Origin of the sequence: Peribacillus frigoritolerans, assembly GCF_040250305.1 — a bacterium.
Lineage (GTDB): Bacteria > Bacillota > Bacilli > Bacillales > DSM-1321 > Peribacillus.
Genome location: NZ_CP158190.1, coordinates 3,461,606 through 3,485,892, shown reverse-complemented (window position 1 = coordinate 3,485,892; position 24,287 = coordinate 3,461,606). Strand labels below are relative to the sequence as shown.

The window sequence follows — 24,287 nt, the reverse complement described above, 5'->3', positions numbered from 1 at the left end:
GATAACTGGCCATTCATTCAGAAAAAGTTTCTAGAAATTTGACGGCGCCTTTGGAAAGATAGCGTTCTTCTAGCCAAATAAGGGCGGCTTCCGATTGTACTTCACAATCTATCAATTCGACTATTTTTATCCCTTGGGTTGAAAACGATTTGGATGTGGTACGTGGCATGATGGTAGCGCCTATTCCTTCCTTCACTAAAGATAATATCATTGCAGCATCAGGACATTCACATACAATCGTAGGATCAAATCCATGTCTGAAGCATTCATTCACTATAAGTTCGTAAGTACCTTGACCGCTTACCCTATGCAGCAATAAGAGGGGATATTCTTTGATTTGTTTGAATTCGATGGAGTCTGGGATATCCCAATCTTTTGGGGTGACAAGCACAAAATCTTCCGGCGGAAGGTTAATTGATGAGAATTGCTTACCGTTAATAGGAAGCCGTACAATGGCCAACTCGATTTCCCTGTTTATTAACCCTTCTGTCAAACGGAACGTATCACCTTCCATTAACTTGAAACGTATGTCAGGGTATTTAACTCTAAAGGTTCTCATCCTTTGCGGAATGTAAGAAAAGCAAGTTTTTACAGAGCCTATGGAAAGAGTGCCCTTTACCCCTTTACTGACTTCCTTCACTTCCAGAAGTGTTTCTTCAAACTGATTCAATAGAGCTTCAGCTTTTTTATAAAGGACCTTGCCAGTTTCTGTGAGTTCAAGTTTCTTTCCATTCCGATCGAAAAGTTTTTCACCGATTTCCATTTCCATTAATTTAAGTTGCTGGCTAAGAGGCGGTTGAGCCATATGTAATTTTTTTGCGGCTTTGGTTACTTGTTCTTCCTGAACGATTGTCACAAAATATTTTAACTGCCGGATGTCCATTATATACACCTCATACATATGATTTACATATACATTTTGAATTTTTAAAGTATTTTATATATATCATAACACATGGTATATTTTGTTATAGGAATTAATTAAATATTTGGAATTTATTTAATTGTAAGCGCTTCATTTATATCGATTTTTAAGGGGGATGCAAGCATGCCGGCTAAAACAGGTAAAGAATATATCGATAGGGTAGACAAAGCAAAGGCGAATGTATGGATCAATGGAGAGCAAGTAAAAGATAAGATCAGTCAACACCCAGCTTTTAAAGGGGTCATGAAAACACAGGCTGAATTATATGATTTGCAGCATGATACCGCGAAAAATGACATCATGACTTATATTTCACCAACTTCAAACGAAAGAGTAGGGACCTCATTCATGCAGCCGCGGACTAAGGAAGACCTTGAAAAAAGGAGGATGATGATTCAAGAATGGGCAAGACATAATAATGGAATGATGGGACGTTCCCCTGATTATATCAACAGTGGGATGATGGCGTACGGTACTGCAGCGGATATGTTCGGCACTCAGGATTCGGCATTTGCAAAAAATATGAAGGATTATTATGAGCTCTGCCGGGAAAAGGATTTGTCGTTGACACATACCTTGATTCAACCACAGGTTAATAGGGGAGTTAGTGCCGCAAAGCTTCCGGACCCTTACATCGCTGCACGGATTGCTGGCAAGAATTCAGAAGGGCTTATTATAAAGGGAGCCAGATTATTAGCTACACAAGGAGGAATAACGGATGAAATCATGGTTTTCCCTTCGACATTGCTAAAACAATCAGAAGAAGAAAACCCTTATGCATTCGCATTCTCCATACCAAATAATACACCGGGGTTGAAATTCATCTGTCGTGAATCATTCGACTATGGCAAATCACATTTTGATCATCCACTTGGTTCACGATTTGAGGAGATGGATACGATTATCGTTTTTGATGATGTAGTCGTTCCTTGGAATCGGGTATTTGCATATGGGGATGTCGGAATTTGTAACCAGGCTTATAATGAAAGCAATGCAGTTGTTCATATGACCCATCAGGTGGTATCGAAGAATATCGCCAAAACCGAGTTCATTCTGGGGATTTTACAACTTATGGCGGAAACCATCAATATCGGGCAATACCAGCATGTTCAGGAGAAAATCTCGGAAGTCATCATGGCGCTTGAAACGCTAAAGGCTTTCATAACAGCTTCGGAGGCAAACGCGAAATTGGATAAATGGGGAATGATGACACCTGATTTTACACCATTAAACATTGCCCGTAATTATTATCCGAAGATTTACCCTAGATTCAGTGAAATAATGCAGCTTCTTGGAGCTAGCGGCTTAATGGCGATTCCAAATGAAGCCGATTTCAATTCGGAGCTTCGACCGGATTTGGATAAATATCTTCAAGCTGCGAATGGTGGAGCATATGACAGGGTCAAATTGTATCGTCTCGCATGGGATGTATGCATGAGTTCATTTGGATCCAGGCAAACGCTGTACGAAAGATTCTTTTTTGGAGATCCGGTCCGTATGGCGAGTGCTTTATATAACGGCTATGATAAACAGGAATATGTGGATCGTGTCAAGGAGTTCTTGAACCGTACTGAAAACCTTGCAGAAATCAACTGAGCGCGGCAGCAGTGGCAAAACATTATAATTTAAAGGCCTCCCCAATGATGTGGAAGGCCTTTAAATATGGAATCTTGTTCATTTATTGTATCGATCATGGATATTATTCTTTTTATATGTGCCAAAATCACTGAATTCCGTAAGTTCCATGGAGAGTGCAAGATATCTTTTTGAAAAGAGGGATGCCAAATGGGATTCCATCGTTTTGAATAGTTGGTCACATACTTTGGTTTTATCACTGTCCTGGCGTCCAGCACCAATTTTTAGGATGGCATGAACAAAGGCATCATCCTCTGTACCATCGGCAACACGATAATGCTTCAATTCAATGGCCCGGGATCGAATGCCGCCAATTGGAAAGATGGAAGGATAAGATATCAGTACATCATTCACCTTCCTTAATAAGCCATCAATCTGGATTTCATCTTTGATATTATCCGTATATTCAATAATAATATGAGGCATGTGATTAGTCCCTTCTGTTAATTATGGATTTTTAGATGCGGCCGATCCCCGCCTTCAGTAAATGCATCGTCACCGACTATTGTGCTGACGAGTTTCCCGATTCCTTCAATTTCAGTGATGATTTCATCGCCTACAGCAGTATCCGCCAATCCTTCAGGTGTGCCTGTCAAAATGATATCGCCTGGACTCAATGTCATGAAGCTGCTGAAATATTCAATTAAATCAGCAATGCCGAAAATCATGTCTTTCGTGTTGCCTTGCTGAGTCAATTTTCCGTTGACGTAAGTTTTGATGGCAAGATTCGAAGGATCTGGAATATCTTCGGCATCGACTAGCCAAGGTCCAATGGGGGTGCAGGTATCGCGATTTTTGACCTTTAAGTTTGGCCGGTAGTAATTCTCCAGATAATCCCGTATTGCATAATCATTTGCAACCGTATATCCACTTACATACATAAAGGCTTCTTCCTTTTTTATGTTCTTCGCCTTTTTCCCGATGACGACTGCCAGTTCACATTCATAATGCATAAAAGCTGCATCAGCAGGCCGCTTTGTCTGTCCCCGGTGGCCGATAAAGGTATTGGGGCCTTTTAAGAACGCAAGGGGTTCTTCCGGGGCTTTAAAAGCAAGCTCCTTCGCATGGTCTGCATAATTCAAGCCAAGCGCGAAGACAGTTCGTGGTTCCACTGGGGGAAGCCAGACAACATCCTGCTCATTGACAATCCGGCCATCCGCCAATTGGAGCTGGCCATGATATTCAAATGCTGGATGTATGGCACCTGCATAGGCTACACGTGCTCTCTTCATAAAATCCCCTCCAGTGATAGTTTTTCCTCGGAAATGATTGTATTTTCCAAATATCCGATTTCATCAATTTCTATTCTGACATGATCATTGGCTTTTGCCAGCGGTGCATTCTCTGGAACTCCAACTAGAAGGACGTCACCTGTACTCAAAGTCATGAAGTCTGTTACATCCTCAATAAGGCGGGATATGGAGCGAATTAAATTTGAAGTTGAATTTTCTTGCTTTAGCTCTCCATTTATATATACACGGATTCCTAAAGAATCGGGGTTGGATATCGATTCCTTGGATACGACCCAGGGACCGATCGGGCAAAATCCATCACGCGCTTTATGGCGGATCGCAGGGCGGAAAAAGCTTTCATGAGGAATGCTGATATCATTGGCAATCGTAAATCCTTCTATATAATCCAATGCATGTTCTTTCTTGACTCTTGTGGCCGTTTTACCAATTACAATTCCAAGTGCTGCCCCGATTTCCAATTCAGGTATGCTGTTTGGAAGGGGAACTGGATTTGAAAAAGAAGAAAATGTGTTTCTAGGTTTAATATAAAGGATCGGCCCTTTAGGAGGTTCATTATAGGGAGGATGGTCGAGCTTTCCCTTCAATGCTTCCAATGATCCTTTATAGTTTAATAATGTTCCATATACCGTTCCTGAAATAGGGTTATCCAACTTGATTTGTGATACCTCATACTTATCACCATTCATTAATATGTAGCGGTTCGACAGTATTTCGATTTCTTCTGAATAATCTGACTCAATGAGCTTCACTCTTGCTTTTGTCATGGACACTCACCCCTTGATTTTTTATTAATCATATATGATATCGTATATGATTTTTTGCTTAAGTTCAACATATTTAGATTATTCAGTATAATTAGACAAAAAATGTTAGAAAAAAGAGGTGTTTCAATAGAAAAATGCCTTGAACATATAGTTAGTATGAAGCTAGGATTTCATGATTACCATTCGTTAATTTGTTTAGGAAATGGAAAAGTCAATCGATATCATATACGATGATTTTACTGTAAGAGCATGGGCGTTCGTGAATAGTAAACCACCATGTAATCTAGCGAATACACTAAAAAACATAATAAGAATGATATAAAAGGCATGGAACCTCCGCTTCAATTGATTTATTTGCTTGTAAGCAGGGCTATAGGTATAATAAGTAGAGTAAATTCATTAGTAAGTTAAGTTATTTTTGGAGGTAAATTCCGTGAAAATTACAATAAAAGATGCTAGCAAATTCGTCGATCAAGAAGTAACCATTGGAGGCTGGCTTGCCAGTAAACGTTCCAGTGGGAAAATTGCTTTCCTTCAAATCCGTGATGGCTCTGGTTTCATTCAAGGTGTGGTCGTGAAAGCTGATGTGGGTGAAGAAATTTTCGCTCGTGCGAAATCGGTTTCGCAAGAGTCATCCTTGTATGTAACAGGTGTCATTCAAAAGGATGAACGCTCGCCGTTCGGTTTTGAGCTACAGGTGAAAGATATTGAAATCATTCATGAATCATTGGATTATCCCATTACACCAAAAGCGCATGGTCCTGAATTCTTAATGGATAACCGCCATTTGTGGCTGCGTTCAAAACGGCAGCATGCAGTCATGAAGATCCGGAATGAAATAATCCGAGCTACATATGAATTCTTTAATGAAGAAGGTTTCGTTAAAGTGGATCCCCCGATTTTAACTGGAAGCGCGCCAGAGGGAACGAGTGAATTGTTCGCGACCAAGTACTTTGATGAGGATGCATACCTTTCACAAAGTGGTCAGCTCTATATGGAAGCGGCTGCCATGGCACTTGGTAAGGTATTTTCATTTGGCCCTACCTTCAGGGCAGAAAAATCCAAAACAAGACGACATTTAATCGAGTTCTGGATGATTGAACCAGAAATGGCTTTTATCGAATTTAAAGAAAACCTGGAGGTTCAGGAGCAATTCGTTTCTTCGATCGTCCAATCCGTATTGAAAAACTGTCAGCTTGAGTTGAATACACTGGGCCGTGACATAGCGAAGCTTGAACAAATTCAAGCTCCTTTCCCGCGTATTACATATGATGAAGCCATTAAGTTCCTTCATGAACAAGGATTTGATGATATCCAATGGGGTGATGATTTTGGGGCTCCGCACGAAACTGCGATAGCGGAAAGTTATGATAAGCCCGTTTTCATAACCCATTACCCAACCAAAATCAAACCTTTTTATATGCAGCCAGACCCTGACAGGGAAGAAGTCGTTCTTTGTGCCGATTTGATCGCTCCAGAAGGATATGGAGAAATAATTGGCGGTTCAGAGCGGATTCATGATCAGGAATTGCTTGAGCAGAGGATCAATGAGCATGGCTTGAGCGAGGATGCTTACAAATGGTATATGGAATTAAGAAAATATGGCTCTGTACCGCATTCAGGCTTCGGTTTGGGATTAGAACGCACCGTTGCATGGATCAGTGGAGTCGAGCATGTCCGTGAAACCATCCCGTTCCCACGCCTATTAAATCGATTATATCCTTGATTCCGTAATGAAGCGGTTATCTTGCCAAATTTGGCAGATAACCGTTTTTTGTTAAAATTATAAACTTATTCGGGGAGCCGTATTCATGTTATACTTAACCAGAGGTGTCCAAAAACATGAATAAAGAACATTTATATGCGTGGTTTAAGGAAGGAACGATAACGATTCCATCCTTTTTGTTGACTAACTATAGAACAATGGGACTAAATGAACAAGAAATGGTCCTTTTATTACAATTGCAAAGCTTCATAGATAAAGGTAACCATTTCCCTGCACCATCCCAACTTTCTGACCGAATGACATTGCAGGAAACGGAATGTCTATTCTTGATCCAGCGTTTGGTCCAAAGGGGATTTATTGAAATGATGGTTGAGGAGAGCCAAGAAATCGGACAGGAAAAATACTCGTTGTCTCCACTTTATGAAAAAATGATGGACTGTTTCTTGAAAACTTTGAAACAGACAGAGTCTGCTGAAATCCAAAAAGCGGGGGAGAGCCTTTATACGATTTTTGAACAGGAGTTCGGCCGCCCTTTATCTCCATATGAATGTGAGACATTGGCAATGTGGATGGAGGATGACCATCAACCCGAAATCATTAAGTCAGCTCTGAGGGAGTCTGTCATTTCCGGAAAATTGAATTTCCGATATATTGATCGAATTTTATTCGAGTGGAAAAAGAATGGAATTAAAACCTTGGAACAGGCAAGGGAGCAAGGACAAAAATTTAGAGTTCACCAAAAGAGGGACCGAAAGACGGAAAATGCACGACCATTGAAAGATGTGCCTTTCTATAACTGGCTCGAGCAGTAATGTAAATTGAAGGAGAACCAATATGTTGAATAAAGCTCAGATTCGATATTGTCTGGATACGATGGGTGAAATGTTTCCGGATGCCCATTGTGAGCTGAATCACTCCAATCCATTTGAATTGGTGATTGCTGTTGCCCTGTCAGCTCAGTGTACGGATGTATTAGTCAATAAAGTAACGAAGGATTTATTTCAAAAATATAAAACGCCTGAGGATTACATAAGCGTTCCGATAGAAGAGCTGGAAAATGATATTCGCTCAATCGGTTTGTTTCGTAACAAGGCTAAGAATATACAAAAGTTGTCGCGCATGCTGATCGAAGAATTCGGTAAGGAAGTTCCCAGAGATCGTGATGAGCTTGTTAAATTGCCTGGCGTTGGCAGAAAGACGGCGAATGTAGTCGTTTCCGTTGCTTTTGATGTGCCTGCAATTGCTGTGGATACCCATGTAGAGCGTGTTTCCAAGCGACTGGGATTATGCCGTTGGAAGGATAGTGTCCTCGATGTTGAGAAAACGTTGATGGCTAAGATACCAGAGGATGAATGGTCCGTTACGCATCACCGCCTGATATTCTTTGGACGCTATCATTGCAAGGCCCAGTCACCAAGATGTGAAACCTGCCCGCTTCTTGAATTATGCCGTGAAGGAAAAAAAAGAATGAAAAGGAAAGAAGCCAATTGACGCAGTCCATATCATTGAAAGTCCCTGAAGAATTGGACCACCCTTTGTTTTTTCCTGAAAAGGAAACCATCTTGGAAAAAGAGCGTTTTGCAGGTTGGAGTGGAACGATCCCATTCGAAGCTTTCCCGTATGAGTTACTTTATTACAATAACGTTGAGACGTATGCTCCTTGGACTAAGGGGGCATTGCATATAAAGGAACTTCTGGAAAAATGGAAGGGAATTGATTCAGAATGCAGTTTGCTATTTTCCGAGCGAAAAGTGGTACAGACTTTGGGACTCATGAAGCAGGGGATCGGTTTATTTTTAACCGCAGTCTTCTGGATGCATGGAAAGCCAGTGGTATTGAGAGATTTCCGGGCAAAAATAGAATCCTTTCCCAATATTCCGGTGAACCTTGCTGAAAGGCTTTCTTTCATCCTTGCTAGACCCGCTTTTTTTCATTCATATAGACAGCTTAGTGAGTTGTTCCGAGAATTTGAAAAGCAATATGTGAAGTTCATGATCAAAAATAAGAACAGCCCAAAAAACGTCTAAGCTTTTAGCTTAGACGTTTTTTAAGTCAATCTTTATATATATTTATTCCGTATCTTTGTTTGGATCTGGGTCAGGGTTAGGGTCAGGGGTCTCGACTGGTTTTTCCTCTTCTCCCGTTCCAGGGTCAGTGGCATCATCCCCGCCTTCGACGTCCTCATCACCACCATTATTGCCATCATCAGTGTTGTTGCCATTGCCATTACCATTATTACCATTGTTGCCATTACCATTATTACCGTTATTGCCGTTATTTTCGCCATTGCCATTATTGCCGTTTTCGCCATTGTTATTTTTGTCTTCATCTTGCTTATCTTCTTCGCCTTCTACAGGCTTTTCTTGTTCCGGATCTTCACCTTCGGCCGGATCTTCAATCTCCTCGTCCTCAGTATCCTCAGGAGCTTCCGCTTCAGCAGGTATTTTGACTGATGTACTCGCAGGATCACTTTGTTGGTTATCCACTAAAGCTACCACTGAGAAAGTATATTTACTACCAGGGGTAGGATTCGGGATCGTTAAACTAGTATCCTTCGATTTTTTCAATACGCTCTTTGCTCCGCCATCAACGGACATCTTAACCTCGAATTGGGTATCCCCATTTCCTTTAGGATATGACCAGGATAGATTGATTTCATTGCTTTCCTGATTGTAAGAAGCGTTAATGCCAGGTGAGTCGATTTTTTCATATTCTGTCGTCACTTGTGTTGGTTCGTGACCTTTAACATAATATTCATAAGTGATTTTACTGCTTGGTGTGTATTCATTGGCTTTAACAGCTGGATTCGAACCTTTGATGACTCCAACCTTCACAACACTGTCAGGTTGATCAAAGTCTTTCGTTTCTTTTGATTGAGCCATATGTTCCATTAAATTCTTAAAGATGTATTTAGGGATCCTTTGAGATGATTCACCCAGATATTCCATTTTCTCACCAGATGCATTATCATAACCAGCCCAAACCGCGACTGTATAATTGGTTGTATAACCTGCCATCCAGCTATCTTTTACACCGGAAGATGGGATGTTGTTCGCTGCTCGCTGTTCAGGCGTGAAATTGGTTGAACCCGTTTTACCGGCTACAGGGAGACTAGGTATATTGGCTAACCTTCCTGTTCCATAAGGTTCTTTCATGACGCTTTTCAACATATCCGTCACGATGAAAGCTGTGGAATCTTTCATGACCGGTTTTGATTCCGTCTTGTTTTTAATGGTTGTTTTATCACGTAATACAATCTTTTTCACACTATGCGGTTCATTATAAATACCGTTGTTTCCGAATGAGCTGTAGGCTCCGGCAAGTTCGAGTGTGGAAACATCCTGACCACTCCCAAGTGAAGCAGATTCATTTATCTTCTCTTTAAAAGGTATGCCAAGGTCAACGGCAAAATCACGTGCCCGCTCCAAGCCGACTGCTTGTAGTGTTTTTAAGGCAGGGATATTTAATGACCGAGCAAGTGCTTCACGAGTGGTTACAGTACCATAATGTCGTCCGGAAGCATTTTTAAGCGGTGTTCCATCACTGTAAGTGTATTCCTCATCCTTGATTTGATGGTAGGTGGACCAATTTAAATATTCTACGGCCGGACCATAATCCAGAATAGGCTTAATGGTCGAACCAGGTGATCGCTTGGCATCCGTTGCATAATTCCAGCCGCGTTTAACCGTCGTGTTCCTGCCGCCGCCCACTGCTTTGATTTCACCAGTTTCTGTATCGAGTAATGTGACTCCTGCTTGGAGATCTTTACTTGGATAATTAATGATTTCATCACTATTCAACATGTTATAGACATATTCTTGGGCATCTTTATCAATTGTCGTTTGGATTTCCAAACCATCGGTAAAGACGTTATAGTCACCCATATCCCCGACTTCCTCAATTACCAAATCGATGAAGGCATCGTATGCCGTCGTATCGATTTGACTCTTATCGATTTCTTGAAGCCCCTCTGTTATATCTATGCTTTGCGCATTTTTCATTTCCGTTTCGGTGATATATCCATGTTTATTCATTAAGTGCAGGACAATATCACGGCGTTCTTTCGCACGTTCAGGGTATTTATACGGGTCATACCTGCTTGGACTTTGCGGTAATCCTACAAGCATGGCCGCTTCGTTCAATTTTAATTCGTTTAGATCTTTTCCATAATAAGTTTGCGATGCAGTTAAGATCCCGTTTGCACGGTTTGCAAAGAAAATCTTATTCACATACATTTCAAAAATTTCTTCTTTTGTATATTTCCTTTCAAGCTGTATGGATAGCCACATTTCCTGGACTTTCCTTTTGATGGTCTTATCAGGTGTTAAATAAGAACGCTTGATAACCTGCTGGGTCAATGTACTTGCACCCTCTGAGCCGAATCCGTTTTTGAAGTTGGCTATGACGGCACTGCCCAGACGTAAGAAATCGACACCGTGGTGTTCATAAAATCGTGAATCTTCCGTTGCCAGGAAAGCCTCTTCGACAAGGTCGGGTATGTCTTCATAATTTACATAATCCCGGTTTTCCTTTCCGATTTCAGCTAGCAATTTACCATTTTCATCGAGAATCTTGGATGTGACCGGATCTTTCAAAAGCTTTTGGTCAAGCTTTGGAGCGTCGCTGATAAAGTAAGCCATTGCAGCTCCTCCGGCAACAAGGCCTATTATTCCGATTGTAACAAGTATAAGGAAAATTCGCTTAAGCATATTTGTTGGCTTTTTAGGACCTGTTTTCTGTCCCTTTTTTTGAGTCTGCCCCTGCTTTCGGCGTTCTTCTCTAGTATTATATTTTTCAGCCATTACAGCTAACCTGCCTTTCTAAAAAAACTAAAAATTTTCTGCGATGAGCGAATCTACTACTTTAATATAGTCAATTCTCGGTTGAAAGCCAAGAGTAATCTTTCGTGAACTGCTTTCAACCTCTTGAAGAGTTATAGATTTGCGCCCGCCTTCTTTCATTCTCTTCCAATAAAAACTCAGTTGTTCAGAACTCATTACATATATATCATCCATTGCGGAAAACCGAATGATCACAAATGCAATTCCGTCATGCTGAACGATTTGTTTCATATGTTCAATTTGATGGTCATGAAAATTCTTCAGAGGGAACGAACTGCTGCTTTTCGTTTCCTTCGCCTCAAAATCAATGTACTTTCCTTTATAAACACCATTGTAATCGGTGGTCGATGCTTGTTTAAAATAAGCTTCTTTAATGACTGCAGCACTTCTTTTCGGATAGTGGACATCGACAATTTGAATGGGTGTCGGTTTTTTATGGATGACGGCAATGCCGTGTGCTAAATAATACTGATTGGTTTCGTTCAAATCGTCTTCCAATGTTTTTCCCCGGTTGCTGTAACTGATTTTTTTAAGTGGGCTTTTCTTTTCTTCCATAGCCTGCGGTACAAATCTTCGTCCGTTGGGATAATGAAATGCCACTTTTACCCCTCCTTTTTTTCACTTATCTATATTAGCAAAAAAAGAATCCAAAATGTGAATAAAAAGAATTGTTTCTTAGAACGATAGGATTTATGTACAACTATATGTCACAATTCATCGCTATAGAAAGGCGGACACATAGATGCGATTATTAAAGACGGAAAAGCAATTGCTACATTCCATAAAAGCCCAAACCGCTAAAGGGAATAGAGATAATATATCAAGGACAAAGGCATATGAACGATTTTTCAAAATGCATCCCGAAATACAATGGTCTTTTTTAGCGGGGATGGTTTCCAGAAATGCAGGCTGGAATATGTGTGATCTTGAAGGGATTTGGTTTTCCCGTTTGCTTGGCCAAAAATACAGGCATCTCTTATTCCTGACGTATGAAGAAGCCAACTGGAGAATATTCCAAGATGCTTATCCGCAATTACTTCTCTATCATTATTCGACGAAGTTTGGACGTCCTTTGTTTCACTTATGTCATTATTTTTTTATTACCAAATTCATGACGAACGAATGGTATTCCTTTTGGAAACATGGAAATCGGGAAAAATTAGTCACTGCGCTTATCATAAATGAACAAAACATCATAGAAGAACCAGTTATTAAAAAACAATCTTTCGTATTTCATTCTCTATTATTTTTCCTGCAGGACTGGATGCATTTTAGCACCGTTTTATTTCCTACTTGCAATGGAGAACTGTACGGCTCGTCCGTTTCTCATTTTAGAAATATCGATAAAAGGATTGAATTGGGGAAAAGGTTGGCCGGCCTTTTATTTTCTGAAGATTTGTTTCCGCTATTCTATGAATTTTCCTGCAGGACAGAACCAACGGGGGCCAGATATGATTATGAACAATATCGAAAAAATCCTAGGTACCATGAAACCCCGATGCTGAGGGGAGTATATCCATTGATTCATCATCAAGCAAGGATGACAGAGCAATGGGATATGAAAAAAAAGGTTAAAAAAAAATGGTTCATTGAATCCAAATGGGAAGAAGACCCGCATTTGACTGATTGGTATGACCATAAACAAAAGCAGCTGCATACAGCAGCAATGCTCAAAAATTGGATATTATAAAAGCAAACAGGGAAGGCGTCGTGTAAGCCTTCCCTGTTTTATCGGTCAGTATTTATGTCTTACGTAGAGGGGCGGTTTTCTCCGCTAAGCTTCGGGTTTCCCGTTCCTGCCTTTTTAGTGGGCGGCTTTTGTCGTTTTTCGTTTTTTTGCTGTCTGCTTTCATTCGACTGCATAAAATCACCTCCTGTCTGTATTCTTGTTTAAAACTTCATTCTTCATTCTGCCATTGTTGTCGAAGGGCATAATAAATTAAGTGAATTGCACTTTCTTTGCCGATTCCCTTCTAGTTTTGTCAGTCATGAAGGGCTTTCTGATAAAAAAAAGAATAGTACAGGTAAAGAATGGGAGGGATCAGCATGGTCAATAAAAGTGTCGCAACAGAGGAGATATTAAGGATGATAGCTGAGATCAGTACCAGCCTGGATCGTTTGGAAATTTCATATGGGGAAACTGTAAATACAGTGCGGTGTAAACTATGGGCGGAGCAATATACATTAGTTAACGAAGCCCAGGAAGCCATTGAGAAAGCCGAGGATTATTGGGTAAATGCTGAAGGTGTAAACCATTCCTTTTCCATTGTCCCGAAAAAATCAATAATAAAGAACAATGTTCTCACTGAATTGCACGTATAAGCCAGAAGAATATCATTTTATAATGAACTGGATTATAATAAGGGAAACAATTGTGCGGAGGAATATATTGTGCAAAAAGAAAAACTGCAGCTATTAACAGAACAATTAATAAAATTCACGGACCAAGCGGATGATATCTATGAGGGTGTACGGAAGGAAGGAAAGGAAAAGGATTTTTTTTCGGATGTCAAGCCGTTTGCAGACCAGGTAAGGACCGCATGCATCGAATGGGAAACCGGAATGAAGGAGTGGATGAAAGAATCCGAATTTAGGCATCTTTTCCCCGAGCAAATCGAACAAACCGCCCATAACCTTTCTGATGTGGCCGTACAGGCATTTTTCCCTAAAACAAGTTATAAGCGATTTAAAAGCCATGTTCAATCGGTGGAATTCATCCTTAATAATGTAAGAACGGAAATCAATCGGATTTTATCATAAAAATACCTACACTATATTACCCCTTTTTTCATATATTATCAGAACCATGTAATGAAAAAAGAGGAGGGCTCATTGACATGATGAGATCCGGTTTTAACCAAATCTCCCCAAATCAAGGACAGTTTCCTCAATCAATGACGGAATATTGGGGAGGGTACCAGCAGCCAATGCCGTATCCTCCGCCCAATAATCATAATCATGAACAACCATTTATGTATCCATATCATCTCCAGGATACAGGGGGCTATATGACACCATATCATGATCCTTATCAGCAAGCGGCCTATCATCCATTCCAATCAGTCCAGCAGCAGGCGATGCCTGTGGGAGCTTATCCGGGCAGCAGTGTAATGCAGCCAATGGCACAAATGCAGCCAATGGCACAAATGCAGCCAATGGCACAAATGCAGCCAATGGCACAAATGCAGCCAATCCAGTCCAATCAGCAGCCGCAAGCTTTTAGCCCGTTCGCAAATCCGTTACAGCCAGCTAAAAGACCTCCGCAAGGTCAGCAGCAGGCTCATAATCCATATCCTAAGCAGCAGTTCATGCAAAAACCCCAGCCATCGGGTTTCAAATCGGTCATGAATCAATTCAAAACACAAGATGGCTCGATGGATATAACGAAGATGATGAATACAGCTGGACAAATGATGAATACAGTTTCTCAAGTATCTTCAATGGTCAAAGGAGTTGGGGGCTTCTTCAAAGCTTAGATGGTGAATAAAGGAAAAGCAGACTTACAAGTGACCCAGCCACTTTTTTAAGTCTGCTTTTATTCATGTCTAATGGATTTCAATCCGATTCCCCCTGATTTTGGGTAGATGAAGCGTGAGGATGCCATCGCGATGTCGAGCGGTGACTTTTGCTTCATCAATGGGTTTTGGAAAGGAAATGGTTCTTGAAAGAGTACCTGCTGAAACTTCTTTTTGAAACATTCCTTGATTTTTATGTCTTCTATCTACTTGCTTTGCAGTTATGGTTACGGCATGGGCCAGTACATCAATTGATATTTGGCTGCGTGCAATTCCAGGCAAAGTGGCGGTAAGGGTATAATCTGAATGCGTTTCGTGAACATCAACCGGAAAGCTGCGTTCTTTCGCCGAACCGAAGAAATCGTCAAGAGATTGCAGCATGCCTTTAGGAGGCCTTTCGGAAAACAGCCGATCCATTTTGTTAATGAAATGGGTAAAGGGTTCTATTCTCCGATTATTATTTTTTTCAGAAGAGGTCATCGCGGTGCTCCTTTCTAAAAAATTCCTTTGCCTATAGGCTATGTGAGGAATTAAGAAATGTGAATGCACTGTTGGGTTTCAGATAAAGGACTATAGGGAATACCGTTACTGAATGATTAGAAAAGGAAATGAGGGATTTATATGACAGATAATGGCAAGCTTTCCTACATAGATACCGGGAAAGGAAATGAAACATTGTTGTTTATTCATGGATTTTGCGGAAGCCATGAATATTGGAGTGACATCATTGCTGAATTAAAGGATGAATACCGGGTTATTGCCGTTGATTTACGGGGGCATGGTGCAAGTGAGGTAATAGGGGAATCGTTCTCGATTGAAGATATGGCTGCTGATATTGCTTCATTACTGGACGAACTGGAAATCGGAAAGGTATATATGTTTGGTCATTCGCTTGGGGGATATATCACCTTGGCGTTCGCAGAAAGGTTTCCTGGGAAATTGTCTGGTTTTTCATTGGTACATTCTACGGCTTTGCCGGACGATGAAACTGGAAAGGCTGGGCGCTTAAAATCTGTCGAGAAAATCAAAAGTGATGGAATTCCAGCTTTCATTGACGGACTTATACCAAAGCTTTTCGCTAATCCCGAAGATTCCAATATTGAACAAACTAAGGAAATCGGATATAAAACCAGTGAAAGCGGTGCGATAGGGTCTTTACATGCCATGAGGAACAGAATAGACAGAAATCATGTACTCAAAGATACAAAGTTGCCTGTTTTATTGGTTGCAGGTGAAGAGGATAAGCTAATTCCCGTTGAAAAAACCTTTTCTGTAAAAGGGAGCCATATCCATGAAGTTATACTTAAGGGCAGCGGCCATATGGGAATGCTGGAAGCTCCAAGCAGACTACTCGAAGAAATCATTCGCTTTGTTGAAGAGAATTAATTAAATGATAAAAGACCGAGCTGGAGACGGGATGTTGCCGTTTCCAGCTTTTTTTTTTGAATAGGAAATAGTTTCCCTTTTGCATAGAACGTTCATTCGGTAGAATAGGAGTATGAGGTGGTTATATGAAACTGCGAAAAAATTTACAGGAAGTTATTAAGGATTTAAAAACAAATGAGGATTTTAAAGATAACATCGTACATTGGCAAGTAATTGAAGCGAAAGAGGCGAAACATGTCCCTTTTCCCGCTGCAATGAATGATAAGATCAAGCATGCTCTTGAAATACGGGGGATAAATGGGTTGTACACCCATCAGGCAACTGCATTTGATACTGCTGTCAGTGGCAATAGCCTTGTGGCGGTCACACCAACAGCTTCTGGTAAAACATTATGCTATAATTTGCCGGTCCTTCAAAAAATACTGGAAAATGAAAAAACCAGGGCGCTTTATATATTTCCGACAAAAGCGCTGAGCTATGATCAAAAAAGCGAATTGAATGAAATGATTGATGAAATGGATGCTAAGATAAATAGTTATACATACGACGGGGACACACCTTCAAACATCAGGCAAAAAATCCGCCAGGCCGGGCATATCGTGATCACAAATCCTGATATGCTCCATTCCGGAATCCTGCCCCATCACACGAAATGGGTCTCTTTGTTTGAAAACTTGAAGTATGTGGTCATCGATGAACTTCATATTTACCGCGGCGTTTTCGGAAGTCATACAGCCAACGTCATAAGAAGGTTAAAAAGGATCTGCAAGTTTTATGGAAGCGACCCTGTATTCATCTGTACTTCCGCTACGATTAATAACCCAAAAGAGTTAGCAGAAGAGCTTACGGAAAAACAAATGGTCCTTATCGATAATAACGGAGCACCCAGTGGGAAAAAGCATTTTGTATTTTATAATCCCCCAATAGTCAATAAACCGCTCAACATACGAAGGAGTGCGGTTTTGGAAGTTAGGAAGCTGGCAAATGAATTTTTGAAAAATAAAATACAAACGATCGTTTTTGCGCGAAGCAGGGTTCGAGTGGAAATTCTATTGACTTATTTACAGGAACTTGTGTCAAAGCAATTGGGGCCAAAATCGATCAGGGGCTATCGCGGCGGATATCTGCCAACACAGCGTAGGGAAATTGAACAAGGCCTTAGGGATGGTTCCATATATGGGGTAGTTTCCACAAATGCACTTGAGTTGGGTGTCGATATCGGCCAGCTCCAGGTTTGCATAATGACCGGTTACCCTGGATCCATATCGAGTGCCTGGCAACAGGCTGGGCGAGCAGGAAGAAGGCATGGTGAAGCTTTGATCATCATGGTCGGCAGTTCCAGTGCCCTTGATCAATATATCGTACAGCATCCCGATTATTTCTTTACCAGAAATCCAGAAACTGCAAGAATCAATCCGGATAATCTTTTGATCTTGGTTGATCATGTAAAATGTGCAGCATATGAGCTGCCTTTTAAAAAAGGCGATACTTTTGGGAAAACAGAGATAATGGACGTTCTTGAATTCCTTACGGAAGAAAGGGTCTTACACCTGAATGGGGACAAATGGCATTGGATGAATGATGCTTTTCCCGCAAGCAATATCAGCCTGCGCTCAGCGGCACAGGAAAATGTCGTGATCATCGACCAAACGAATGCACCGGTTAATCGGGTCATAGGGGAAATGGATACGTTCAGTGCAATGACCCTTCTTCACGATGAAGCCATTTATTTACACCAGGGAATTCAATTTCAGGTGGAAGAACTTGATTGGGATGAAAAGAAGGCTTATGTACGTGAAGTCAATGTGGACTATTATACGGATGCTAACCTTGCTGTCCAATTGTCTGTATTGGAAGTCGATAAACAGCGAACTTTCGCTTCCACAACAGCTGCTTTTGGTGATGTCGCAATCAGGGCGATGCCCACGATCTTCAAAAAAATCAAATTCGAAACTCATGAAAATATTGGTTCAGGTCCAATCAGTCTCCCTGAGATGGAACTGCACACTAGTTCGGCCATGCTTTCCATGGATCCTGATATATTCAAGTGGGACGAAAATCGAATAGAACAAGGAATGATAGGTGCGTCGCATGCGCTGAATTACATGATTCCGCTATACGTTATGTGCGATCCGCATGATATTCATGTTTATCCGCAGGTTAAGGCAGCACATAATGAAAAACCGACCATTTTTATCTATGATAGTTATCCGGGAGGCATAGGGTTAAGTGATAAAGTATATGAAAACTCTGAAGTCATTCTGCTGGAAACAATATCAATGATCGAAAATTGCACTTGTGAAAGCGGCTGTCCTTCCTGTATCGGTACGGAATCCGCAACGAAAACAGCCAAGAGTGATGCCAAACAATTATTAGGTCAATTTTGTAAGCAAAAACATTAATAGATTGCAGTGATATGTGAAAAGAGGTGTAATTTCATGTCTTTAAAAAATAAATTGAACCGTATGAAAACGCATATGAACCTAGGAAAACATCCTTCTCCAGTAGAAGAAGACCAGACATTGAATGAAGAAATTCCTTACTTTGAAAAGTGGCTGGAGAACGATACCGTTTCCTTTCATTTCGACGATGACTATTGTTTCATTAGGGAAGTCCGTTACCCTATAAATCACAAACACGGGTTATATGAATTTTCCGAGCTGAAAAAGGTCGTAAAAGAGTGGAATCAAACTTCATTGGAGCATCCACTTTCCGCCAGGGGCGTTAAAAGTGAAGATCTGTTTTTCTTCGATACGGAAACGACAGGGCTAGGAGGCGGAGCCGGCAATACCATTTTTTTACTAGGGTATGCCTATTTAGAAGGTGAAGAAGTAGTCGTGAAGCAACATATCCTTCCGCAGCCTGGAAGTGAAATACCGCTTTATCAAAGCTTTCTGGAAAACATCAATTACGAAACGCTTGTCACATATAATGGTAAATCCTTTGATTGGCCCCAGCTAAAAACGAGACATACCTTGGTAAAGGAACATGTACCGAAACTACCGGAATTCGGACATTTCGATTTGTATCATGCTTCAAGACGCCTATGGAGAAACAAATTGGAACGAGTGAAATTATCAGCTGTCGAAACAGATATTCTAGGTGTACATAGGGAGGATGATATTCCTGGATATTTGGCACCGATGATTTATTTTGATTTTGTTGAGAGGAAGAATCCAGAAATACTGTTTGGAATCATGAAGCATAATGAATTGGATATCTTATCATTGATCACTTTGTATATTCATTTGTCCCGAAAAATCCTCCAAATCGATGGATATACGGAAGAGTCAATGGAAATTGCACGATGGCTTGCTTATTTGGGGAAAAAAGAGGAGTCAGTTGAGACATATCAAAAAATATTGGAATCGGGTAATGAGGAAGATCGGATATTAGCTGGCCATGCATTGGCCTTCCAGAAAAAGAAGCAAAAACAATTCGCTGAAGCTTTGGAAATTTGGAAGGAAGTCGCCTTAAAAGGGAATGTGCAAATAAGGATACAGGCACAGATTGAATGTGCAAAATTATACGAACATCAATTTAAGGACGTCGGTCATGCTCTAAAATGTTCAATAATCGCACATCAAGAGATGGTTAGGGAAGGGACCGCCCTGGGGAAAAAACAGTTGGAATTGGAAAAGAGGATCCGGCGGCTCGAAAAGAAAGAGGAATCAAAGGATATTTCTGTATAAGATAAGGACCGAGAATCTTCTTTTAGTGCAAAAGGCCGAAAATAAAAAATATGTATACAATTATTGTAGCCTTCAACTATTGTGTGTAAAATGGAAAGAGTTGAGGGTGAAATTCCGAAGCGTTCATTTCATGCCTTTACATCATATAAAATTAAGGTGAAAGCGGAGCGGAGAAATGTATAAAACGACTTTATTTCTATTTTTTGTAGTCCTTTGTTTAACGATAGTTTTGTTTACTTCATTAAAAGACAGTCTCTATTCCTTTTTATAGAATATTCCTCATTTCATTTGAAGGTTAGCCAGATATAATAATGATAGTGTACTTATTGACAGCCATACATCGTTTTATACTTATTCTGTATAAATAGGTCATTTCATCAGTACACGTATCCCCTTTTTTTCATAGTCTGTAATGGTAAGACTAAACTTATCATGATGAAAGGGGACGTATTATAAATGTATTTTCGTAATTGTGGAGGAAATAACCCCAATGTAATGGGAGCATCCAACAATGTAATGGGTGCATCTAACAATGTAATGGGCGCATCCAACAATGTAATGGGCGCATCCAACAACGTAATGGGAGCATCCAACAACGTAATGGGAGCATCCAATGTAATGGGAGCATACGGGAACGCACCTGGAGTAATGGGCGCATCAACCGGTAAACACTCCAACGTAATGGGAGCGTCAGCTGGTAAAAACTCTAACGTAATGGGAGCCTATAGTCCATCTGCTGTATCTCCAGCGCAATATGGTCCAACACAAACATCTCCATCTCAAGTTGCCCCAGCGCAAGTCTCTCCAACACAGCAATATGTCAATACGAATGTATCGAACACAGTGATCCCTGTCGTTCATCCATCACATACTACAAATGTCAATAAACATGTGAACACGTTTAAGCATTATTTCCCGCATACTCAATCCGTGGTGAACGAGTGCTATAATCAACACTTGATTTGTGGAAGGCCGCCGCAAAACCCATGCTGTCCACCTAAGCATTTCGGATACTAAAAAATAAGGGCTTATTAAGCCCTTGTTTTCATACATAATCATGTTAAAAGGAGATTAGTCTAGCGATGAAGGTTTTGTATATGACGGGCTACAAAGCTTTTGAATTCGGGATATTCAAAAATGACCATGAAGCCGTAAAATATATAAAGAAAGCGATGAAGGAGCGTCTCCTGCCATTGGTGGAAGACGGGCTGGAATGGGTGATCATCTCAGGGCAGTTGGGTACGGAACTATGGGGTGCCGAAGTGGTGTTCGAATTACAGGAAGAATATCATCAGCTTAAATTAGGGGTGCTTACTCCTTTCCTGAAACAGGAAGAGTCATGGAACGAGACGAATCAAGATTACTACCGATCCATATTGGCCCGTGCCGATTTTGTTGAGTCCATTTTCAACAAACCATATGAAGGGCCACAACAGTTGAAAACCAAAAATAGGTATATGGTCCATAAAAGCGATGCCATGCTCATCATTTTCGAAGCTGAAAAAGAAGGATCAGCCCGATATCCTTATTTCGAAGCAATGAAAAAGGCGGAAACACAGCCATACCCCATCTTTCAGATAAACTTTGATGATCTGCAACTGGCTGCGGAAGAAGCCAGCTGGTCCGAAGAATGATGGAGTGAAAATAATTATGGATTAAAAGTTGTTTCTAAAGCATAATCATATTATGATGAAATTTAGATACAGATTTAATGGGATTACATATCGTTCTCTGAAACAGTAAGCTTACAAAATGGTGTTTCGTTGACAAACCCAAGCAGATTTGAAAAAATAATAAAAAGTCGATTGTATTGGCGAAAGTATTGAGGTGAAGTCTTATGCTATCCGATAAGATAAAATTAACGGCTAAAGATATTCTTGAAAAAGATTTTAAAACAGCCATGCGCGGTTATAAACCTGAAGATGTGGATCAATTCCTGGATCTGATCATTAAAGATTATGAAGTGTTCCATCAGGAAATTGAAGATCTAAAACAAGAAAATCTTAAATTGAAAAAACAAGCCGAAGAGAGTACAAAACGTCCAAATCAACCTGCTCCAAGTGCCACTCCGGGAACCACTAACTTTGATATCCTTAAACGGTTATCCAACTTGGAAAAGCACGTTTTTGGTAACAAGCTTTTTGACTGAGATTTTGCATTGAAAAAGTGAAAATGATTTTGGTATTGTGTTTTCGTGAATAATGGAGTATAATCAATTATGTTATGTTAACGTTTGGGTAATTGCTGCTGCATTTATGCAGTAGAGGAAAGTCCATGCTCGCACGGACTGCGATGTCCGTAGTGTTCGTGCCTGGCGAAAAAATAAGCTTGGGCAGCAATCTTGGATTGCTGACGGCTGGGAAAATGCCTAAGTCCTTTTGGATATGGCATGAATACCTATAAAAGTGCCACAGTGACGGAGCCTTTACAGAAATGTAAAGGGTGGAACGAGGTAAACCCCACGAGCGAGAAACCCAAATTAATGGTAGGGGCGCTTTCTTCCTTGGAATTGAACGAGGAGAAGGACAGAAGCACTTGCTTCTGTAGATAGATGATTACCGCCGAAGTACGAGACGCGAGTCGCTTGCAGTACTGAGGAACAAAACATGGCTTACAGAACGTTATCATATAACACCAAAAGCACAACTCTCCTTTTAAAAGGGGAGTTTTTGTTTATGGAGAATGCACTATTATAAAAAGATTGGGCATTTCCATTTATTTTTCGTTTTCTGAAACACGGCTGTGTTAAACTTAAAACTTGGCAAGTTTTTCATTGCGTTCGAATGATTAGGGAAATGGCTTAAATGAAGTCTGTCGGTAACGTTTTTAAAAATAGTGTTGGAATGTTAAGCATTTCTTTGATTCTGGGTATCCTATTTATAAAGGTTCCTTAACTCTTCTGTTAGCCCTAATATGAAGGTATCAAGATAGAACTTCAAAATTCAGGACAATGGATGGGAAGCATACATAATTGGTTGGATGGCAGCGTGTATCCTAAGGTATTGAGTAAAGCTTTACTTCACGGTTATTAATACGCTACATGATCATGATATAAGCTAGGCAAACATTGGCTTACTGAAATATAAAAACGCGGTGGACCATAAGGTTTACATGTAAAAAATCAATGCCTGTTTCTAAATACATAAATGAAAGAAATTCGGGAAAAGGTGCCATTGATTTGGATTAATGGAAAGAAGGTGCAGGATTAATGAAACAATTCGATATAATTGCAACATCAGCAATGGGATTGGAATCAATTGTTGCCAAGGAGGTACGGGATCTTGGTTACGATTGTCAAGTCGAAAATGGTAAAATCACCTATAAAGGGGATCAATCCGCCATTGCCCGCTCTAATTTATGGCTGCGCAGTGCCGATAGGGTGAAAATTAAAGTCGCAGAATTCAAAGCATATTCATTTGATGAGTTGTTTGAAAAAACAAAGGCCTTGAATTGGGAAGATTTCTTATCAGCCGATGTCGAGTTCCCCGTGAGTGGAAAATCCGTTAAGTCAAAGCTATACAGTGTCCCTGATTGTCAGGCTATTGTAAAAAAGGCGATTGTTGATAGATTGAAAAGTAAATATAAGCAAGTATCTTGGTTTGCAGAGACAGGTCCTTTGTTTAAAATTGAAGTGTCTATTTTAAAAGATGTAGTGACACTTACCATAGACACTTCAGGTGCTGGTTTGCATAAACGGGGTTATCGTACAGGGCAGGGAGAGGCGCCCCTAAAAGAAACATTGGCGGCTGCGTTAATCATGCTGACCAATTGGAAACCGGATAAACCTTTCATAGATCCATTTTGTGGATCTGGAACGATTCCCATCGAGGCGGCCTTAATTGGGCAGAATATAGCACCTGGGTTTAACAGGGAATTCGTTTCTGAAACCTGGTCATGGATGGACAGCAAGGTTTGGGATGAAGCGCGGATTGAGGCTGAAGATTTAGCCGACTATGATCAATACTTGGACATAACCGGTTGTGATATTGACCATCGAATGGTCGATATAGCTAAAGCGAATAGTTTTGAAGCCGGTCTGGGTGATTTGATTGAATTCAAACAAATGCAGGTAAGGGATATCTCGACCAGGAAAGAGTATGGTGTCATTGTCGGGAACCCGCCTTATGGAGAACGTCTAGGTGAGAAAAAAGCGGTAGAGCAGATGTATAGGGAAATGGGCCAAGCCTTCAAGAAGCTTGATACATGGTCGGTATACATGATTACCTCCAATCCTGACTTCGAACAGCATTACGGTAAGCCTGCAACGAAAAAAAGGAAATTGTTCAATGGTTTCATCCGTGCTGACCTTTATCAATATTGGGGGAAAAGGCCGCCAAGGCAGCCTCAAGGTGAATGAGTAGGTAGAATATAATGGAGGATTTTTGCTAGTCAGGACGATTTATTCATAATAGGTTCCAGTCTTGCTTATCATTTCCTTTTCTGTTATTCTAATAATGAATTATTTTTGTTCAGATTTAAGGAATACCTTAATATTCTTTTGAGCAAGGATAGTAATATAATGTGTGGAGAACACACTAGGAGGCAACAAA

At 40.5% G+C, this 24,287-nt stretch carries 23 protein-coding genes and 1 other RNA gene; 17 read left to right on the top strand and 7 right to left on the bottom strand.

Translation table 11 applies throughout. From position 1 onward, the window contains the following. Positions 1-13: 13 nt before the first annotated feature. Positions 14-883 (bottom strand): LysR family transcriptional regulator, encoded by an 870-nt coding sequence (locus ABOA58_RS17010; protein WP_350299338.1) that lies wholly within the window; start codon positions 881-883, stop codon positions 14-16. Between the two features lie 165 nt (positions 884-1,048). Here ABOA58_RS17010 and hpaB point away from each other — a divergent pair, with 165 nt between their 5' ends. Then, positions 1,049-2,521: a 4-hydroxyphenylacetate 3-monooxygenase, oxygenase component gene (hpaB, locus tag ABOA58_RS17005; protein ID WP_350299337.1), complete on the top strand. Its 1,473-nt coding sequence runs from the start codon at positions 1,049-1,051 to the stop codon at positions 2,519-2,521. Between the two features lie 78 nt (positions 2,522-2,599). Here the strand turns inward: hpaB and ABOA58_RS17000 are convergent, their stop codons facing one another. From ABOA58_RS17000 to ABOA58_RS16990, 3 genes are read right to left on the bottom strand one after another with little or no spacing between them, the layout of a single operon-like run. Continuing rightward, positions 2,600-2,986, bottom strand: coding sequence for a 5-carboxymethyl-2-hydroxymuconate Delta-isomerase (locus tag ABOA58_RS17000; protein ID WP_350299336.1), 387 nt, complete (start codon positions 2,984-2,986; stop codon positions 2,600-2,602). A 17-nt stretch (positions 2,987-3,003) separates the two neighbouring features. Further along, complete coding sequence (locus ABOA58_RS16995; protein WP_350299335.1) at positions 3,004-3,792, bottom strand: fumarylacetoacetate hydrolase family protein; 789 nt, start codon at positions 3,790-3,792, stop codon at positions 3,004-3,006. Then, positions 3,789-4,577 (bottom strand): fumarylacetoacetate hydrolase family protein, encoded by a 789-nt coding sequence (locus ABOA58_RS16990; protein WP_350299334.1) that lies wholly within the window; start codon positions 4,575-4,577, stop codon positions 3,789-3,791. The genes ABOA58_RS16995 and ABOA58_RS16990 overlap by 4 nt, the downstream gene beginning before the upstream one ends. Positions 4,578-5,010: 433 nt before the next feature. Here ABOA58_RS16990 and asnS point away from each other — a divergent pair, with 433 nt between their 5' ends. From asnS to ABOA58_RS16970, 4 genes are all read left to right on the top strand, one after another. After that, the gene (gene asnS, locus ABOA58_RS16985; protein ID WP_350299333.1) at positions 5,011-6,303 is read left to right on the top strand and encodes an asparagine--tRNA ligase; all 1,293 of its coding nucleotides are present in this window, start codon (positions 5,011-5,013) and stop codon (positions 6,301-6,303) included. A gap of 116 nt (positions 6,304-6,419) precedes the next feature. Then, on the top strand, positions 6,420-7,115 hold the full coding sequence (locus ABOA58_RS16980) for a DnaD domain-containing protein (RefSeq protein ID WP_350299332.1): 696 nt from the start codon (positions 6,420-6,422) through the stop codon (positions 7,113-7,115). 22 nt (positions 7,116-7,137) lie between these two features. After that, complete coding sequence (gene nth, locus ABOA58_RS16975; protein WP_350299331.1) at positions 7,138-7,794, top strand: endonuclease III; 657 nt, start codon at positions 7,138-7,140, stop codon at positions 7,792-7,794. Next, on the top strand, positions 7,791-8,330 hold the full coding sequence (locus ABOA58_RS16970) for a YpoC family protein (protein ID WP_350299330.1): 540 nt from the start codon (positions 7,791-7,793) through the stop codon (positions 8,328-8,330). The genes nth and ABOA58_RS16970 overlap by 4 nt, the downstream gene beginning before the upstream one ends. Before the next feature lie 42 nt (positions 8,331-8,372). Here ABOA58_RS16970 and ABOA58_RS16965 read toward each other — a convergent pair whose 3' ends face one another. Beyond that, the gene (locus ABOA58_RS16965; protein WP_350299329.1) at positions 8,373-11,105 is read right to left on the bottom strand and encodes a PBP1A family penicillin-binding protein; all 2,733 of its coding nucleotides are present in this window, start codon (positions 11,103-11,105) and stop codon (positions 8,373-8,375) included. Between the two features lie 27 nt (positions 11,106-11,132). Then, positions 11,133-11,744 carry a Holliday junction resolvase RecU gene (gene recU, locus ABOA58_RS16960; protein WP_350299328.1) on the bottom strand — a complete coding sequence of 204 codons (612 nt, stop codon included), beginning with the start codon at positions 11,742-11,744 and terminating at the stop codon, positions 11,133-11,135. Positions 11,745-11,886: 142 nt separating this feature from the next. On the opposite strand from recU, the gene ABOA58_RS16955 reads away from it, so the two are divergent. The 4 genes from ABOA58_RS16955 (at position 11,887) to ABOA58_RS16940 (ending at position 14,620) form a co-directional block, all read left to right on the top strand. Then, positions 11,887-12,834: a DUF2515 family protein gene (locus ABOA58_RS16955; protein WP_350299327.1), complete on the top strand. Its 948-nt coding sequence runs from the start codon at positions 11,887-11,889 to the stop codon at positions 12,832-12,834. A gap of 356 nt (positions 12,835-13,190) precedes the next feature. Continuing rightward, positions 13,191-13,466 (top strand): hypothetical protein, encoded by a 276-nt coding sequence (locus tag ABOA58_RS16950; RefSeq protein ID WP_350299326.1) that lies wholly within the window; start codon positions 13,191-13,193, stop codon positions 13,464-13,466. 69 nt (positions 13,467-13,535) lie between these two features. Beyond that, positions 13,536-13,904 (top strand): YppE family protein, encoded by a 369-nt coding sequence (locus ABOA58_RS16945; protein ID WP_350299325.1) that lies wholly within the window; start codon positions 13,536-13,538, stop codon positions 13,902-13,904. A gap of 77 nt (positions 13,905-13,981) precedes the next feature. Continuing rightward, positions 13,982-14,620, top strand: a complete 639-nt coding sequence (locus tag ABOA58_RS16940) for a YppG family protein (RefSeq protein ID WP_350299324.1) — start codon at positions 13,982-13,984, stop codon at positions 14,618-14,620. A gap of 69 nt (positions 14,621-14,689) precedes the next feature. On the opposite strand, the gene ABOA58_RS16935 is transcribed toward ABOA58_RS16940, so the two are convergent. Further along, positions 14,690-15,139, bottom strand: a complete 450-nt coding sequence (locus ABOA58_RS16935; protein WP_350299323.1) for an Hsp20/alpha crystallin family protein — start codon at positions 15,137-15,139, stop codon at positions 14,690-14,692. A 141-nt stretch (positions 15,140-15,280) separates the two neighbouring features. Here ABOA58_RS16935 and ABOA58_RS16930 point away from each other — a divergent pair, with 141 nt between their 5' ends. The 8 genes from ABOA58_RS16930 (at position 15,281) to ABOA58_RS16895 (ending at position 24,094) form a co-directional block, all read left to right on the top strand. Next, entirely contained in the window at positions 15,281-16,045 is a 765-nt protein-coding gene (locus ABOA58_RS16930) for an alpha/beta fold hydrolase (protein ID WP_350299322.1), read from the top strand. A 125-nt stretch (positions 16,046-16,170) separates the two neighbouring features. Next, the gene (locus ABOA58_RS16925) at positions 16,171-18,447 is read left to right on the top strand and encodes a DEAD/DEAH box helicase (protein WP_350299321.1); all 2,277 of its coding nucleotides are present in this window, start codon (positions 16,171-16,173) and stop codon (positions 18,445-18,447) included. A gap of 36 nt (positions 18,448-18,483) precedes the next feature. Further along, positions 18,484-19,737, top strand: coding sequence for a ribonuclease H-like domain-containing protein (locus tag ABOA58_RS16920; RefSeq protein WP_350299320.1), 1,254 nt, complete (start codon positions 18,484-18,486; stop codon positions 19,735-19,737). Between the two features lie 456 nt (positions 19,738-20,193). Then, positions 20,194-20,754: a CotD family spore coat protein gene (locus tag ABOA58_RS16915; RefSeq protein WP_350299319.1), complete on the top strand. Its 561-nt coding sequence runs from the start codon at positions 20,194-20,196 to the stop codon at positions 20,752-20,754. Positions 20,755-20,819: 65 nt separating this feature from the next. Then, on the top strand, positions 20,820-21,371 hold the full coding sequence (locus ABOA58_RS16910) for a DUF1273 domain-containing protein (protein ID WP_101222367.1): 552 nt from the start codon (positions 20,820-20,822) through the stop codon (positions 21,369-21,371). A gap of 203 nt (positions 21,372-21,574) precedes the next feature. After that, complete coding sequence (gene gpsB / locus ABOA58_RS16905) at positions 21,575-21,886, top strand: cell division regulator GpsB (protein WP_061463822.1); 312 nt, start codon at positions 21,575-21,577, stop codon at positions 21,884-21,886. Between the two features lie 80 nt (positions 21,887-21,966). Beyond that, an RNA gene (gene rnpB, locus ABOA58_RS16900) (RNase P RNA component class B) lies at positions 21,967-22,356 on the top strand. Positions 22,357-22,945: 589 nt separating this feature from the next. Further along, entirely contained in the window at positions 22,946-24,094 is a 1,149-nt protein-coding gene (locus ABOA58_RS16895; RefSeq protein WP_350299318.1) for a THUMP domain-containing class I SAM-dependent RNA methyltransferase, read from the top strand. Positions 24,095-24,287 lie beyond the last annotated feature (193 nt).

Bases quoted from the DNA above. Each gene is read 5' to 3' on its own strand.
- ABOA58_RS17010 (WP_350299338.1), bottom strand. From the start codon at position 883: ATGGACATCCGGCAGTTAAAATATTTTGTGACAATCGTTCAGGAAGAA.
- hpaB (WP_350299337.1), top strand. From the start codon at position 1,049: ATGCCGGCTAAAACAGGTAAAGAATATATCGATAGGGTAGACAAAGCA.
- ABOA58_RS17000 (WP_350299336.1), bottom strand. From the start codon at position 2,986: ATGCCTCATATTATTATTGAATATACGGATAATATCAAAGATGAAATC.
- ABOA58_RS16995 (WP_350299335.1), bottom strand. From the start codon at position 3,792: ATGAAGAGAGCACGTGTAGCCTATGCAGGTGCCATACATCCAGCATTT.
- ABOA58_RS16990 (WP_350299334.1), bottom strand. From the start codon at position 4,577: ATGACAAAAGCAAGAGTGAAGCTCATTGAGTCAGATTATTCAGAAGAA.
- ABOA58_RS16980 (WP_350299332.1), top strand. From the start codon at position 6,420: ATGAATAAAGAACATTTATATGCGTGGTTTAAGGAAGGAACGATAACG.
- nth (WP_350299331.1), top strand. From the start codon at position 7,138: ATGTTGAATAAAGCTCAGATTCGATATTGTCTGGATACGATGGGTGAA.
- ABOA58_RS16965 (WP_350299329.1), bottom strand. From the start codon at position 11,105: ATGGCTGAAAAATATAATACTAGAGAAGAACGCCGAAAGCAGGGGCAG.
- ABOA58_RS16955 (WP_350299327.1), top strand. From the start codon at position 11,887: ATGCGATTATTAAAGACGGAAAAGCAATTGCTACATTCCATAAAAGCC.
- ABOA58_RS16950 (WP_350299326.1), top strand. From the start codon at position 13,191: ATGGTCAATAAAAGTGTCGCAACAGAGGAGATATTAAGGATGATAGCT.
- ABOA58_RS16940 (WP_350299324.1), top strand. From the start codon at position 13,982: ATGATGAGATCCGGTTTTAACCAAATCTCCCCAAATCAAGGACAGTTT.
- ABOA58_RS16935 (WP_350299323.1), bottom strand. From the start codon at position 15,139: ATGACCTCTTCTGAAAAAAATAATAATCGGAGAATAGAACCCTTTACC.
- ABOA58_RS16930 (WP_350299322.1), top strand. From the start codon at position 15,281: ATGACAGATAATGGCAAGCTTTCCTACATAGATACCGGGAAAGGAAAT.
- ABOA58_RS16925 (WP_350299321.1), top strand. From the start codon at position 16,171: ATGAAACTGCGAAAAAATTTACAGGAAGTTATTAAGGATTTAAAAACA.
- ABOA58_RS16920 (WP_350299320.1), top strand. From the start codon at position 18,484: ATGTCTTTAAAAAATAAATTGAACCGTATGAAAACGCATATGAACCTA.
- ABOA58_RS16915 (WP_350299319.1), top strand. From the start codon at position 20,194: ATGTATTTTCGTAATTGTGGAGGAAATAACCCCAATGTAATGGGAGCA.
- ABOA58_RS16910 (WP_101222367.1), top strand. From the start codon at position 20,820: ATGAAGGTTTTGTATATGACGGGCTACAAAGCTTTTGAATTCGGGATA.
- gpsB (WP_061463822.1), top strand. From the start codon at position 21,575: ATGCTATCCGATAAGATAAAATTAACGGCTAAAGATATTCTTGAAAAA.
- ABOA58_RS16895 (WP_350299318.1), top strand. From the start codon at position 22,946: ATGAAACAATTCGATATAATTGCAACATCAGCAATGGGATTGGAATCA.